11 protein-coding genes are annotated in these 14,429 nt (G+C 62.8%); all 11 read right to left on the reverse strand.

What is annotated here, in order from left to right; translation table 11 throughout:
- Positions 1-25: 25 nt before the first annotated feature.
- Complete coding sequence (locus ACWPW0_RS04710) at positions 26-2,827, reverse strand: response regulator (RefSeq protein ID WP_447589465.1); 2,802 nt, start codon at positions 2,825-2,827, stop codon at positions 26-28.
- 95 nt (positions 2,828-2,922) lie between these two features.
- Entirely contained in the window at positions 2,923-4,215 is a 1,293-nt protein-coding gene (gene purD, locus ACWPW0_RS04715) for a phosphoribosylamine--glycine ligase (protein ID WP_447589467.1), read from the reverse strand.
- Between the two features lie 219 nt (positions 4,216-4,434).
- Positions 4,435-6,039: a bifunctional phosphoribosylaminoimidazolecarboxamide formyltransferase/IMP cyclohydrolase gene (gene purH, locus ACWPW0_RS04720; protein ID WP_454254578.1), complete on the reverse strand. Its 1,605-nt coding sequence runs from the start codon at positions 6,037-6,039 to the stop codon at positions 4,435-4,437.
- Positions 6,040-6,115: 76 nt separating this feature from the next.
- On the reverse strand, positions 6,116-6,451 hold the full coding sequence (gene fis, locus ACWPW0_RS04725) for a DNA-binding transcriptional regulator Fis (protein WP_447589473.1): 336 nt from the start codon (positions 6,449-6,451) through the stop codon (positions 6,116-6,118).
- Positions 6,448-7,446: a tRNA dihydrouridine synthase DusB gene (dusB, locus tag ACWPW0_RS04730; RefSeq protein ID WP_454254579.1), complete on the reverse strand. Its 999-nt coding sequence runs from the start codon at positions 7,444-7,446 to the stop codon at positions 6,448-6,450. Before dusB ends, fis begins: the two co-directional genes overlap by 4 nt.
- Positions 7,447-7,659: 213 nt before the next feature.
- Positions 7,660-9,015, reverse strand: a complete 1,356-nt coding sequence (locus tag ACWPW0_RS04735) for a DUF3426 domain-containing protein (RefSeq protein WP_454254580.1) — start codon at positions 9,013-9,015, stop codon at positions 7,660-7,662.
- A gap of 73 nt (positions 9,016-9,088) precedes the next feature.
- Positions 9,089-9,967 (reverse strand): 50S ribosomal protein L11 methyltransferase, encoded by an 879-nt coding sequence (gene prmA / locus ACWPW0_RS04740; RefSeq protein ID WP_454254581.1) that lies wholly within the window; start codon positions 9,965-9,967, stop codon positions 9,089-9,091.
- Positions 9,968-10,122: 155 nt separating this feature from the next.
- On the reverse strand, positions 10,123-11,478 hold the full coding sequence (gene accC, locus ACWPW0_RS04745) for an acetyl-CoA carboxylase biotin carboxylase subunit (protein WP_454254582.1): 1,356 nt from the start codon (positions 11,476-11,478) through the stop codon (positions 10,123-10,125).
- Between the two features lie 17 nt (positions 11,479-11,495).
- Positions 11,496-11,954: an acetyl-CoA carboxylase biotin carboxyl carrier protein gene (gene accB / locus ACWPW0_RS04750; protein ID WP_454254583.1), complete on the reverse strand. Its 459-nt coding sequence runs from the start codon at positions 11,952-11,954 to the stop codon at positions 11,496-11,498.
- A gap of 22 nt (positions 11,955-11,976) precedes the next feature.
- The gene (gene aroQ / locus ACWPW0_RS04755; protein ID WP_447589485.1) at positions 11,977-12,420 is read right to left on the reverse strand and encodes a type II 3-dehydroquinate dehydratase; all 444 of its coding nucleotides are present in this window, start codon (positions 12,418-12,420) and stop codon (positions 11,977-11,979) included.
- Between the two features lie 120 nt (positions 12,421-12,540).
- A complete protein-coding gene (locus tag ACWPW0_RS04760) occupies positions 12,541-14,328 on the reverse strand; it encodes a protein-disulfide reductase DsbD (protein ID WP_454254584.1) in 1,788 nt (595 codons plus the stop codon).
- Positions 14,329-14,429: the final 101 nt, after the last annotated feature.

A 14,429-nucleotide genomic window follows, 5' to 3' on the forward strand; every position in this document is an offset into this window, starting at 1 on the left:
TCAGCATAACGGCCTGGAGGCCGTATCAGCTAGGGAGAGCATCCGGTGTGCGGTTACGTTCCTTTTCCGCTACCCACTGGCCGATGAGTTCGCGCAGTTGCGACATTTCCACCGGCTTGGCCATGTGGCCGTCCATGCCGACCAGGCGTGCCCGTTCCTTATGCTCGGCGAGGATGTGGGCGGTAAGCGCCACCACCGGCGTGCGTGGGCGATGCTCGCGCAACTCCCAGGCGCGCAGTTGTTCCGTGGCGGAAAAACCGTCGAGCACGGGCATTTCGCAGTCCATCAGTACCAGGTCGTACTGCGTGGCCTGCATGGCGCGCAGGGCTTCCTCGCCATTGCTGGCGGTGTCCGGCTGCAGACTGAGTTTGTTCAGCATGCCGCGGATGACCTTGGTGGAGATGCTGTTGTCTTCGGCGACCAGGATCTTGAAGTCGGCCGGAACGGTGAGCGGTGGTGCTTCGCTGCTCGGGCTGGAGGACTGCGGGAAACTGCCGCTCTTGCGCTGCGCCAACTCGTCGGCAAGCGTGGTCTTGAGCGTGTAGCCGGCCACGGGCTTGGCCAGGATGCGTTTGATTCCGGCATTGCGCGCGATGATCTTGCTGGGCGCATTGCTGATGCCGGTGAGCATGATCACAAGGATATCGTGATTGAGATTGGGGTCTTCCTTGATCTTTGCCGCCAGCTGCATGCCGGTCATGCCGGGCATTTCCTGATCGAGCAGGACCACGTCGAAGAACTCGCGGATGTGCGCCTTGGTCCGCAGCAGGGCCAGTGCTTCCTTGCCCGACGGTACGGCGCTGACCTGCAAGCCCCAGGCGTTGCACTGCTGCACGAGGACCTTGCGGCAGGTCTCGTTGTCATCCACCACCAGCAGACGAGCGCCTTGCAGCGGGCTGTCGAGATCGGCGTTATGGTGTTCCAGGCGCGCGCTGTCCAGGGGGAGGCTCAGCCACAGGGTGCTGCCCTGTTTGTCGCCACTCTGGATACCGAACTCGCCGCCCATCAGACGTACCAGTTGCCGCGCGATGATCAGCCCCAGTCGGCCGCCCAGCTTGCTCGCGGAGAGGAAGTCGGTGCTGTGCAGCTCGGCGTTGAGCAGCGCGTCCTGTTCGCTGGCCTCCAGTGCCCGGCCGCTGTCTTGTACGGCAATGCGCAGGCGCGGGGTTTCATGTTGCGTATCAAGGGCGACGACCAGCAGCACTTCGCCTTCGTTGGTCTGCCGGAAGGCATTGTCGAGCAGGCTGAGCAGGGCCTGGCGCAAGCGGGTCGGGTCGCCACTGATGACGCGCGGCACCTGCGGCTGCATGAAACTGATCAGCTCGACCTTCTGCTGTTCGGCCTTGGCGCGGAAGATATCCAGGCAGTCGTCGACCAGGGCGTTGAGGTCGAACTGCACGTCGTCCAGTTCGATCTGTCCGGATTCCAGCTTGGAGATATCGAGAATTTCGTTGATCAGGGCCAGCAGCTCGTTGCCGGCGCTGTGGATGGTCTGCACATAGTCACGCTGCTTGGCTGACATCGGCGTGCCGAGCAGCAACTCGGTCATGCCCAGCACGCCGTTCATGGGTGTGCGGATCTCGTGGCTGATCTTGGCCAGGAACTCCGCCTTGGCGCGTAGCTCGGCGCTGGTGGCGGCTTCGCTGGTGCGCAGGGCCAGGGTTTCGCGCTGGATCTGCCGTTGGCGTTCTGTCATCGCAGTGCTGAGGATCAGGCCGCAGAGCATGGCCACACTGAACAGACCCAGTACCAGCCAGCCTGGATTGAGCTGGTCGAAGCCCAGCAGAATCGGGGCGAAGCAGGCGAAACCCAGGTTGAAGATGGTGAGCCCGATCGCCACCAGGCGAGCTGGTTGATAGCCACTGCGCCAGTGTACGAAGGCGATGATCGGTACTGTGATGGCGGACACCATCATCAGCAGATAGACCAGCCAGTTGTACCAGAACAGCCCGGTAAACAGGATCAGCAGCGACACGCCGATGATTGCCACCAATTCGACGATCAATAGATAACGCAGGCGGCTGTGCTGTGCTGGGGTGTTGTGGAAGAAGCAGAGGGTGAAGGCCAGCAGGCAGATGGCGGTACTCAACGCCGACAGGTCGGCGATCAACGACTGGTTGTAGCCCAGCTCGGGAATCCATACGGCCAGCAAGCCAACGTTACAGGTGGCGCACAGGGCCAGCGCAACATGCAGGCAGGCCAGCCAGAAGTGGCTGGCGTTACGTGAGTAGGCCAGGCGCAGCAGATTGAACAGCGTCAGCAGCAGCAAGCCGCCGAGCAGGGCGCCGAACAGGTAGGCAGGCCGTTCCTGCATGACCAGGCCGCGTTCGTCGATGGCCTTGAACCACAGCATCACCACATGATTCGAGGTCATGCGGATATAGGCTTCACGCGGTTGCCCGTCATTGGGTTGGGAGAACAGGTAGGCTCGCGAGGGCAGGGGGCGTGAGTTGACCGAGCGTGATTCACCCGTGTTGATCTGTTGTTCCAGCTCGCCATTGCGCAGCAGGTAGTAGTCCAGGAATTGCACGCGTGGTGCGAACAGCCAAAGCCAATGCGGCTGCTGGTAGGGCGGGGTCTTGATATGCAGCCAGATGGCCTGCGTCGAGGACGGAAAGGTGATGGCGCGTTTGTCGATAGGCTGGAAGTGAGAGGACTGGTTGCGAATGTCCTCGAAGCCGAGCTGTGCGGTCGGGTCGACCAGAATGGACCAGACTTCTTGCGGTTGTGGCTCGCTCAGGGCTGTGTCTGCATGCGCAGCTGGCAAGCAGAGCACTGCCAGCAACAGGCTGGCGATGAATCCGGTGGCGATCCTGAGCCGTTGCACTGGCGAAATCCCTTCGATGGTGAGTACCTGATTATAGCCACGGGCTATGGACAAAAGGCAGCCGCTGGGCTGCCTTTTGCCAGACAGTCGTGGTCTCAGCCTTCGCCGCGTTCACGAGCAATGGCACGGTAGCCGATGTCGTTACGGTAGAAGCTGCCATTCCAGCGAATCTTTTCCGCCAGACGGTAGGCTTGCTGCTGGGCATCGGACACGCTCTTGCCGATTGCCGTAGCACACAGGACCCGGCCACCGGCGGTGATGATCTCACCTGCGGCGTTCAGCGCAGTGCCGGCATGGAAGACCTTGCCTTCGAGGGCGGCAGCATCGGCCAGGCCGTCGATCACATCACCCTTGGCATAGTCGGCCGGGTAGCCACCGGCAGCGATCACCACGCCCACGGTTGGGCGCGGGTCCCAGGTCGCCTCGACCTTGTCCAGTGCCTTGGCCAGCGCGGCCTCGACCAGCAGCACCAGGGAGCTTTCCAGGCGCACCATGATCGGCTGGGTTTCCGGGTCGCCGAAGCGGCAGTTGAATTCGATGACTTTCGGCTTGCCAGCCTTGTCGATCATCAGGCCGGCATACAGGAAGCCGGTGTAGACATTGCCTTCGGACGCCATGCCGCGCACGGTTGGGTAGATCACTTCGTCCATTACGCGTTGGTGCACCTCGGCGGTAACCACGGGTGCCGGCGAGTAGGCGCCCATGCCGCCGGTGTTCGGGCCGCTGTCGCCGTCGCCAACACGCTTGTGGTCCTGACTGGTGGCCATCGGCAGCACGTTCTCGCCGTCGACCATGACGATGAAACTGGCCTCTTCGCCGTCAAGGAACTCCTCGATGACGACGCGCGAACCGGCCTCACCAAAGGCGTTGCCGGCGAGCATGTCGCGTACGGCGTCTTCGGCTTCGTCCAGGGTCATCGCGACGATCACGCCTTTACCGGCCGCCAGGCCGTCGGCCTTGACCACGATCGGTGCGCCGACCTTTTGCAGGTAGGCCAGGGCCGGCTCGACTTCGGTGAAGTTCTGGTAGTCGGCGGTAGGGATCGCGTGACGGGCGAGAAAGTCCTTGGTGAAGGCCTTGGAGCCTTCCAGCTGGGCAGCGGCCGCAGTAGGGCCAAAGATATCCAGATTGCGCGAGCGGAACAGGTCAACCACGCCTTTCACCAGCGGCGCTTCCGGGCCAACGATAGTCAGCTGCACGTTCTTCTCGGCGAAGTCGGCCAATTGCTCGATGGCCAGCACGTCGATGGCGACGTTCTCGCACTTGGCCTCTGTGGCGGTGCCGGCGTTGCCTGGTGCGACGAACACCTTGGCGACACGTGAGTCCTGGGCGACTTTCCAGGCCAGGGCGTGTTCACGACCGCCGCTGCCGATGATCAATACGTTCATTGCTGGCTCCTTGTGGAGGCGGGCCGGTGGCCCGTTCGGTGGATAAGCAGAGCGTTATCCACCCTACGAAATTCTGCTGCTAACAAGCTATCGGGCCGCGATGGAGCTGGTGGATGCTAGGCGCGGATGGCTTCGATAAGCGCAGTTGCCGACTGGCAATGAGCATTAGCGAAGTCGTCCGCAACAACGCAGACGCCTGCTCCAGCGCGGCCATGCCAATCAATGGCGGAAGTGACGCATGCCGGTGAACACCATGGCGATGCCTGCTTCGTCGGCCGCGGCGATGACTTCCGCGTCGCGCATCGAACCGCCCGGCTGGATCACCGCAGTGATGCCAGCCTTGGCCGCATTATCGATGCCATCGCGGAACGGGAAGAAGGCGTCCGAGGCCATGACCGCGCCCTGCACCTGCAGGCCGGCGTGCTCAGCCTTGATCGCGGCGATGCGTGCGGAATTGACGCGGCTCATCTGGCCGGCGCCGACACCAATGGTCTGGCGATTCTTGGCGTAGACGATGGCGTTGGACTTGACGAACTTGGCCACTTTCCAGGCGAAGATCAGGTCGTGCACTTCCTGCTCGCTCGGCGCGCGCTGGGTGACGATCTTCAGGTCATCGGCGGTGATCATGCCGACGTCGCGGCTCTGTACCAGCAGGCCGCCGTTGACGCGTTTGAAGTCCCAGCCGGCGCTGCGCTCGGCTGGCCACTCACCGCATTCGAGCAGGCGCACATTGGCTTTGGCAGCGACCACAGCACGGGCCTCGGTGCTGACTTTCGGCGCGATGATCACTTCGACGAACTGGCGTTCGACGATGGCCTGGGCAGTGGCACCGTCCAGTTCGCGGTTGAAAGCGATGATGCCGCCAAAGGCCGATTCGGTGTCAGTGGCGTAGGCCAGTTCATAGGCCTGGCGGATGCCGCCTTCGCTGTCCAGGGCCACGGCCACGCCGCAGGGATTGGCGTGCTTGACGATGACGCAGGCCGGCTTGACGAAGCTCTTCACGCATTCCAGCGCGGCATCGGTGTCGGCGACGTTGTTGAACGACAGCTCCTTGCCCTGCAGCTGGACGGCGGTGGCAATGCAAGCCTCGGCAGCATGCTCGGTGTAGAACGCTGCGTCTTGATGCGGGTTCTCGCCGTAGCGCATTTCCTGCGCCTTGATGAACTGGGCGTTGAAGGTGCGCGGGAACTGGCCGCGGTTGGCGGTGGACAGGGTGTCGGCATCCTGGTCGATGGTGCCCAGGTAGTTGGCGATCATGCCGTCGTAGGCCGAGGTGTGCTCGAAGGCCTTGAGTGCCAGGTTGAAGCGCTGGGCGTAGGTCAGGCCGCCGTCTTTCAGCGCCTCCAGTACACCGGCGTAGTCACTGGTGTTGACCACGATGGCCACGTCCTTGTGGTTCTTGGCGGCGGAGCGAACCATGGTCGGGCCGCCGATATCGATGTTCTCGATGGCGTCCGGCAGGGTGCAGTCCGGCTTGGCAACGGTGGCTGCAAAGGGGTACAGGTTGACCGCGACCAGGTCGATCGGCTTGATGCCGTGCTCATCCATTACTGCGCCGTCGAGGGCGCGGCGGCCGAGAATGCCGCCGTGGATTTTCGGGTGCAGGGTCTTCACGCGACCGTCCATCATCTCCGGAAAGCCGGTGTAGTCGGCGACCTCCACGGCAGCGATCCCGTTGTCCTTGAGCAGCTTGTAGGTACCGCCGGTGGACAGGATCTCGACGCCCAGAGCGACGAGCTCGCGGGCGAAGTCGAGAATACCGGTCTTGTCGGAAACGCTGATCAGCGCGCGGCGAACGGGAAGGCGGGTGGTCTGGTCGGTCATTGCAGAGTCCATCAGAGCAGGGAAATCAGTAAAAAAGGGCGACCTGCGGGGCCGCCCTTTTTCATGCATTCGAGGATTACAGCAGGTCGTATTGCTTGAGCTTCTTGCGCAGGGTGCCGCGATTCAGGCCGAGCAGTTCGGAGGCCTTGGTCTGGTTGCCCTTGACGTAGTTCATCACGGTTTCCAGCAGCGGCGCCTCGACCTCGGTGAGAACCAAGTTGTAGACGTCGGTGACGTCCGCTCCCTCGAGGTGGGCAAAGTAGTTGTGCAGCGCCTTTTCCACGCTGCCGCGCAGGGTGTGCCCTTGTTCGCTGGGCGTGCTCAGGTGCTGCTTGAGATTGGCGTTGTCGCTCACGGGTACGGCCCCATCAAATGTAGATGCATCAAAAGTCAGCTCGGTCATCCTTGTCATGCGGCCACCTCGGTTCCCTTGTTATGACGCTCGGCGAAAAACAGCCGAACACTGGCGCACTGCTCGTCCGGGGTTTCCAGACGGTTGAAATCGGCTCGGAATGCTCTGGCGCCAGGCAGGGTGGCGAGGTACCAGCCAACATGCTTGCGAGCGATGCGCGCGCCCATCACATCACCATAGAACGCATGCAGGGCAATCATGTGCTCCAGCAGGATGCGTTCTATTTCGAACAGGCTCGGGGCCGGTAACTCGGTACCGGTGGCGAGAAAGTGGGTGATCTCGCGGAAGATCCACGGGCGACCCTGGGCGGCGCGGCCGATCAGCAGGGCGTCGGCATCCGTTGCTTCGAGCACGGCCTTGGCCTTGTGCGGCGAGTCGATGTCGCCGTTGGCGAACACCGGGATCGACACCGCCTGCTTGATCGCGGCGATGGTCTCGTACTCTGCCTCACCGGTGTACAGGTCGGCGCGGGTGCGGCCATGCACGGCCAGGGCAGCAATGCCGGCCTGCTCGGCGATTTTGGCGACGGTGATGCCATTCTTGTTGGCCCGATCCCAGCCGGTGCGGATCTTCAGGGTCACGGGCACATCGACGGCCTTGACCACGGCATCGAGAATCGCGCTGACCAGGGCTTCGTCTTTCATCAGCGCCGAGCCGGCGGCCTTGTTGCAGACCTTCTTGGCCGGGCAGCCCATGTTGATGTCGATGATCTGCGCGCCCATCTCGACATTGCGACGGGCGGCTTCGGCGAGCATCTCGGCGTCACCGCCGGCAATCTGCACGGAACGGGGTTCGGCATCGCCATCGTGGACCATGCGCAGGCGGGATTTGCGGCTGTTCCACAGGCGTACGTCGCTGGTGACCATCTCCGATACGACCAGGCCAGCGCCGAGGCGGTGGCACAGCTGACGGAACGGCTGATCGGTGACGCCCGCCATGGGGGCGAGGATCAGCGGGTTGGGCAGCGTGTATGGGCCGATGCGTACCACCGACATGGGATCATCCCTGTTGTGTTGAAGCCGTCACGGGAATGGCGATGCCTGCCTGTTCACGGAAAACGGCTTCAGGGGAGTGCGAAAAAGGGAGGGCATGATACCCGCTCTCGATGACCGGATAAAGGCTGTTTTGAACAAATTATGAGCAGCTGTCCGGTTATCGCCGATAGGCAGGTTGGACGCTTCAGGTGCCGGAAATTCGGCGCCTGAGGGTCATTCCGGCGAGTGGAAGCTGAGGCTGTAATTCACGGCCTTGGTGCCCGGATCGATGATTTCCAGGGACACATGAATCGGTGTTTGCGGTGGCATTTCCGCCTGTCCGGCGAGTTCGCCGCCCAGGTAATCGCTGGGCTTGAAGCGACGGCTGGCAAGTAGCTGCCCGCTCATGTCGGCGAAACGCAGTTCCAGCAGCGGGAACGGCTGGGCAAACGATGCACGGTTGTAGATGATCGCATCGACCACCAGCGAGTTACGGAAGTCCGGGTGGCTGCGCACCACCAGGTTGCTGCTCTTGATCTGTTCGATGTCGACCTTGGAGGGCAGCGTGCAACCGATCTCTGGACACAGCTGTTCGAACCAGGGGCGATATTGGTCTTGTCGGGCCAGTTCCTCGAAATGGTAGGTGACGTACTGGCTGCCCAGGGCCAGGACGGCCAGCAGGTTGAGCAACACCCAGCCGAACCAGCGTCCCCAGGGCTTTTTCACTTCCTGCCAGTCGAGTTGCAGGGGCTCTTCTTCCAGGTCGAGCAGGCTGTCATTGCGCAGTGCAGGCTCATTGCGCTTGCCTTTGCTGGTCGGCTCGTTCGGCAGGCTGTAGTCCCGGTCGTCGATTTCATCAGCATCGCGGGCGCTGAGTTCGGCCTCTTCGCGTTCCGCCTTCAGCGGCGTAAGGGGTGGATCTTCGTCGAGATCATCCAGGTGCCGTGCGTTGTCGAGGGTAATCGACGGTGCCGTGCGGGGCGGCGGGCTGGCGACTGTTGCACTGGCGACTGACGCCGGACGAGCGGGCGACAAGGGGCGGGTTTCCAGGCGTACGTCACCTTGTTCGGCGCGTAGCAGGGACTCGGCCCAGTCTTCATTGTGCGGGTCGCGGGTCTCTTCCTGCGTATCGAGCAGGGGAGAGGGTGATTCGGGTGCATCCTTGAGCGACAGAAAGTCCTGGGAGAGCTGCATTTCTTGCTCTTCCAGCTTGGCCAGCTCTTCGTCGAGGTCAAGGTTGTCGAGATCGAGATCGTCGTGAATCCACAGGGTATCGACCGATTGCTTGGGTTCGCTGGTGCGCGGCTCAACGGCAACCTTGCTGGCGGTGGGGACGGCAGGCGGTGGCGGTGTACTGGTCGTCGCTGTTGCCGCAGGCGGGCGAGGATGAGCGGTCGGTGCTGTGGGTCTCGCTGCCTGAGGCGCTGGTTTGCTTGCGCGAGTCTGGTCAACCAGTAGCTGCTGTGCTGCGTTGAACACATGCATGCAGGCGCCACAACGCACCGCACCATGTGCCGCGTTCAATTGAGCGCGGCTGATGCGGAAGCTGGTGCGGCAATGTGGGCACTGGGTGACGAAACTGTCGGTCATGCGGTGGTCCGGGTGGCGCGAGGCGCTAGTTTACCCAAGCAGACAGAGGAAAGTGCAAGACTGTGCGCGCCGCTCAGCGTTTGATGCCGCTTATGCGCACCCAGCCGTCTTTCTCGGCGGTTGGGTCGAGCGTGAAGGCGTTCTGGTAGGCGCTGCGTACCTCTTCCGCCTGTTCGGCCAGGATGCCCGACAGCGCCAGGCGTCCGCCAGGCTTGACCAGGCTGATGATCTGCGGTGCCAGAGCGACCAGTGGGCCTGCGAGAATGTTCGCTACTACGACATCGGCTGTCTGCTGCGGCAGGTCGGCCGGCAGGTGGACCGGGAAACGTGCCGGGTCGATGCCGTTGCGCGAAGCATTGTCGCGCGAAGCTTCCAGCGCTTGCGGGTCGATATCGGTGCCCACAGCATGGGGCGCGCCAAGGAGCAGGGCGGCAATGGCGAGGATGCCCGAGCCGCAGCCGAAATCCAGCACGGTGCAGCCTGTCAGTTCCTGGCCGTCCAGCCATTCAAGGCACAGCGCGGTGGTCGGGTGGGTACCGGTGCCGAACGCCAGGCCGGGATCGAGCAGCAGGTTGACGGCATTGGGCTCCGGTGCGGCATGCCAGCTTGGGACGATCCACAGGCGTTGGCCGAAACGCATCGGCTGAAAGTTGTCCATCCAGCTGCGTTCCCAGTCCTGGTCGGCGATGTGCTCGATCTGGTGTTCTGGCAGGGGCGCGCCAGTCAGCAGCTCCAGGTGGGCGACCAGGTTGCTGGTGTCGGTATCGGCCTCGAACAGGGCGAGCAGGTGGGTGTTGCTCCACAGGGGCGTGGTGCCCAGGTCCGGCTCGAAGATTGGCTGGTCTTCGGCATCCATGAAGGTCACCGACACCGCGCCAACGCCCAGCAGGGCATCTTCGTAGGTCTCCGCCTGTTCGGGGGTAATGGCGAGACGGACTTGTAACCAGGGCATGCTGGAACCTCTTCGGTGGTGCGGCGGGCCGGGGCCGGCGTAATGGGCGGGCAAGCTTACTTGAGGGGTGAGTGGGCTACCAGCGCCTGCGCTGGCCGGAAACGAAAAGGGCTGCCGAAGTGGCAGCCCTTGTCATGCAGCATAGCCGATCAGGCTCAGTGCTTATCCATACCCAGTTTCTTTTCCAGGTAGTGAATATTCACGCCGCCCTTGGCAAACCCTTTGTCCACGACCAGGTCGCGGTGCAGGGGGATATTGGTCTTGATGCCGTCGACGACGATCTCGTCCAGGGCATTGCGCATGCGGGCCATGGCCTCGTCACGATCCTTGCCGTAGGTGATCAGCTTGCCGATCAGCGAGTCGTAGTTCGGCGGTACCGAGTAGCCGCTGTACAGGTGCGAGTCGACGCGCACGCCGAAGCCGCCTGGGGCGTGGAAGTGCTTGACCTTGCCTGGGCAGGGCATGAAGTTATCCGGGTCTTCGGCGTTGATCCGGCACTCCAGGGCATGGCCGCGGATGACCACGTCGCTCTGCTTGTAAGAGAGCTTGTTGCCAGCGGCGATGCTGAGCATTTCCTTGACGATATCGATGCCGGTGACCATTTCGGTGACCGGGTGTTCGACCTGCACGCGGGTGTTCATCTCGATGAAGTAGAAACGGCCGTCTTCATAGAGGAACTCGAAGGTGCCGGCGCCGCGATAACCGATCTCGATGCAGGCGTCGACGCAGCGCTTGAGCACTTCGGCGCGGGCCTTCTCGTCGATGAGCGGGGCAGGCGCTTCTTCCAGCACCTTCTGGTGGCGACGTTGCAGCGAGCAATCGCGATCACCCAGGTGGATGGCGTTACCCTGGCCGTCGGACAGCACCTGGACTTCGACATGACGCGGGTTGCCGAGGAATTTTTCCAGGTAGACCATCGGGTTGCCGAACGCAGCACCGGCTTCGGTGCGGGTCAGTTTGGCCGATTTGATCAGGTCTTCTTCCTTGTGCACCACGCGCATGCCGCGACCACCGCCGCCGCCGGCGGCCTTGATGATCACCGGGTAGCCGACCTCACGGGCGATGGCCAGTGCGGTTTCCTCGTCTTCCGGCAGCGGGCCTTCGGAGCCGGGCACCACGGGGACGCCGGACTTGATCATGGCGTCCTTGGCACACACCTTGTCGCCCATCAGGCGAATGGTGTCGGCTTTCGGGCCGATGAAGGCGAAACCGGAATTTTCCACTTGCTCGGCGAAGTCGGCGTTTTCCGCGAGGAAGCCGTAGCCGGGGTGGATGGCGGTGGCGCCAGTGACTTCGGCGGCGCTGATGATCGCCGGGATGTTCAGGTAGGACAGATTGCCGGGCGCCGGACCGATGCAGACGGATTCGTCGGCCAGGCCCAGGTGCATCAGCTCACGGTCGGCGGTGGAGTGAACGGCCACCGTCTTGATGCCCAGTTCCTTGCAGGCACGCAGGATACGCAGGGCAATTTCGCCACGGTTGGCGATCAGTACTTTTTCCAGCTTCTGCATCGCAGGCTCCCCGCGCATCAAACGATGGTGAACAGGGGTTGGTCGTACTCAACCGGCTGGCCGTTGTCCACGAGGATGGACTCGATCACGCCGCTGGCTTCGGCCTCGATGTGGTTCATCATTTTCATGGCTTCGACGATGCACAGGATGTCGCCTTTCTTCACGGTCTGACCGACTTCGGCGAAATTAGCCGAGGTTGGCGAGGCGGCGCGATAGAAGGTGCCGACCATCGGTGAGCGCACCACGTGGCCATTCAGCTTGGCAGCGGCGGGCGCGGCATCGGCGACGGCCGGAGCGGCAACTGGAGCGGCGGCGGCAACTGGAGCGGGTGCCGGTGCGTAGATCGGTTGGGCGTAGGCTGGCTGCTTGCTGTGGCGGCTGATGCGCACGGACTCTTCGCCCTCGCGGATCTCCAGTTCATCGATGCCGGACTCTTCCAGCAGTTCGATCAGTTTTTTGACTTTACGGATATCCATTGGTGTTCAACTCCCAGTTGGGTCAGGGTCGTTCAAGTTGTTCGAGCGCGGCCTCCAGGGCCAGCCGGTAACCGCTGGCGCCAAGGCCGCAGATCACTCCAACGGCAACGTCGGAAAAGTAGGAGTGATGGCGGAAGGCTTCGCGTTTGTGCACGTTGGACAGGTGCACTTCGATGAATGGGATGCTCACCGCCAGCAATGCGTCACGTAATGCAACGCTGGTATGTGTGAAAGCGGCCGGATTGATCAGAATGAAGTCGACGCCTTCGTCCCTGGCCGCATGGATGCGGTCGATCAGTTCGTACTCGGCGTTGCTCTGCAGATAAAGCAGGTGATGGCCTGCGGCGCGGGCACGTTGTTCGAGGTCCTGATTGATCTGGGCCAGCGTCACGGCGCCATAGACGTCCGGTTCGCGAGTGCCCAGCAGGTTCAGGTTGGGGCCGTGCAGCACCAGGAAGGTGGCCATGTGTGTGTCCTTGTTATGGGCGCCAAGCGGAAAGCGTGAAAGGCGGCACTTTGCCGAAAGTGCAGGAGACTGTCCAGTCACCTGCACGATGGACGATTTTTGCCGGAGATGACTGAAAGGTTACTTCAGTCTTGTTGCAGCCTGTTGCAGGCGTTCGGCAAAGTTATCGGCATTGATTTCACCGATTACCCGCAGGTCCTGCATCTCGTTGCCCTGGGCGTCGAACAGCAGGATCGCCGGTGGTCCGAACAGTTGATAGCGATCGAGCAGGGCGCGTTGTTCCGCGGTGCTGTCGGTGATGTCGAAGCGGATCAGGCGGTAGGCGCCGAACTGACTGGTGACCTGTGGAGCCGTGAACACTTCACGCTCGATGACCTTGCAACTGATGCACCAGTCGGCATACCAGTCGAGCAGTAGAGGTTGGCCGGCGTTTTTGGCTGCGGCCAGGGCGGCGTCCAGGTCTGCCGGTGTGTTCACGGTCTGCCAGCCGGCGGTTGCTGTGCTGGAGCTGGAGGCGGCAACGCCGGTGAACTGGCCCAGTGGGCGCAATGGGTCGTCGTTACCCTGCAGGGCGCCGAACCAGGCCGCCAGTGCATAAACGAGCAGGGCCAGGCCGGCCACTTGGGCAAGCTTGCGCCCGGCTTCCTTGGGGGTGAACTCCAGAGCACCGAGGAACACCGCCACGCCCGCTGCCAGCAAGCCCCAGAGCGCCAGGCTGAGCGGGCCGGGCAGGATGCGTTCGAGCAACCACACGGAAACGCCCAGAAGCAACACGCCGAAAGCGTTGCGCACAGTGACCAGCCAGGCCCCTGACTTCGGCAGCAAGGCCCCGCCGCCGGCGCCGAACAGTACCAATGGTGTGCCCATGCCCAGCCCCAGGGCGAACAACTGCAGGCCGCCGCCGACGGCATCGCCGGTGCTGCTGATGTACAGCAGCAGGGCGGTAAGAGGCGCGGTGATGCAAGGTGAGACGATCAGGCTGGAGAGCACGCCGAGGGTGGCGGCGCCGGCAATGGTTCCACCTTGGGTCTGGGCTGCACGTCGATCCAGTCGATCACGGATGAACGCGGGCAGACGCAGTTCGAATACCCCGAACATGGCCAGGGCGAACAGGGTGAAGAACAGGGCGAACGGCCCCAGTATCCAGGGGGATTGCAGCAGGGCTTGCAGGTTGAGACTGGCGCCGAACAGGCCCATCAGTGCGCCCAGCACGGCATAGCAGGCGGCCATCGGCAAGACGTAGGCCAGCGACAGCACCAGACCGCGTCGGTTGCTCGGACGGCCACGCAACACCACACCGGAGAGAATCGGCAGCATCGGCAAGACGCAAGGGGTGAACGTCAGGCCCAGCCCGGCAGCGAAGAACAGCGCCAGGTCACGCCAGCTCCAGGTGACAGCAGCCGACTGCCGGGTGACGGGCGCTGCGGCAGCGGTCTGCGGGGCGGCATCACCAATCTCCAGACGTTCGGTTTCCGGCGGATAGCACAGGCCCTTGTCCGCACAGCCCTGATAGGTGACATGCACGGTCAGCGGCAGGTCGTAGGGATTGTTCAGCGGCAGTTCGATGTCGGTGATGCCGTAGTACACCTCGACATCGCCGAAATAGTCATCGTGCTTGGCTTCGCCGGGCGGAATCACGGCCTCGCCCTTGGCCAGGTCGCTTGGCTCGATGCGGAATTTGAAGCTATGCCGGTACAGGTAATAGCCTTCGGCGGCGGTGAAACGCAGCTTTACCGAAGTGGCCGAGCTATCGGCCACGCTCAGGCGGAAGGCTTCGCGCACCGGGAGAAAGTCGGTGCTGTTGTTCAACGGTGCGCCCAGTGGTGCGCTGGGCAGCTTGTCGAACAGGCCGGCCTGGACCGGCAGGGTGAATAGCACAAGTAATAACAGGGGCAGCAGACGGCGCATGATGGCCTCGCACGACGGACTTGGTCCGCATCATACCCAAGTTGGCGGGGCGACCCCAGGCGGCGGGTTGGCGCAGCCTGTCAGCAGATATTGCCTGGCCG

It is taken from the genome of Pseudomonas sp. Marseille-Q8238 (genome assembly GCF_965111915.1).

Coding starts and splice junctions, on each gene's coding strand:
- purD (WP_447589467.1), bottom strand. CDS start 4,215: ATGAACGTATTGATCATCGGCAGCGGCGGTCGTGAACACGCCCTGGCC.
- accC (WP_454254582.1), bottom strand. CDS start 11,478: ATGCAGAAGCTGGAAAAAGTACTGATCGCCAACCGTGGCGAAATTGCC.
- prmA (WP_454254581.1), bottom strand. CDS start 9,967: ATGCCCTGGTTACAAGTCCGTCTCGCCATTACCCCCGAACAGGCGGAG.
- fis (WP_447589473.1), bottom strand. CDS start 6,451: ATGACAAGGATGACCGAGCTGACTTTTGATGCATCTACATTTGATGGG.
- ACWPW0_RS04760 (WP_454254584.1), bottom strand. CDS start 14,328: ATGCGCCGTCTGCTGCCCCTGTTATTACTTGTGCTATTCACCCTGCCG.
- aroQ (WP_447589485.1), bottom strand. CDS start 12,420: ATGGCCACCTTCCTGGTGCTGCACGGCCCCAACCTGAACCTGCTGGGC.
- purH (WP_454254578.1), bottom strand. CDS start 6,039: ATGACCGACCAGACCACCCGCCTTCCCGTTCGCCGCGCGCTGATCAGC.
- dusB (WP_454254579.1), bottom strand. CDS start 7,446: ATGTCGGTGGTACGCATCGGCCCATACACGCTGCCCAACCCGCTGATC.
- ACWPW0_RS04735 (WP_454254580.1), bottom strand. CDS start 9,015: ATGACCGACAGTTTCGTCACCCAGTGCCCACATTGCCGCACCAGCTTC.
- accB (WP_454254583.1), bottom strand. CDS start 11,954: ATGGATATCCGTAAAGTCAAAAAACTGATCGAACTGCTGGAAGAGTCC.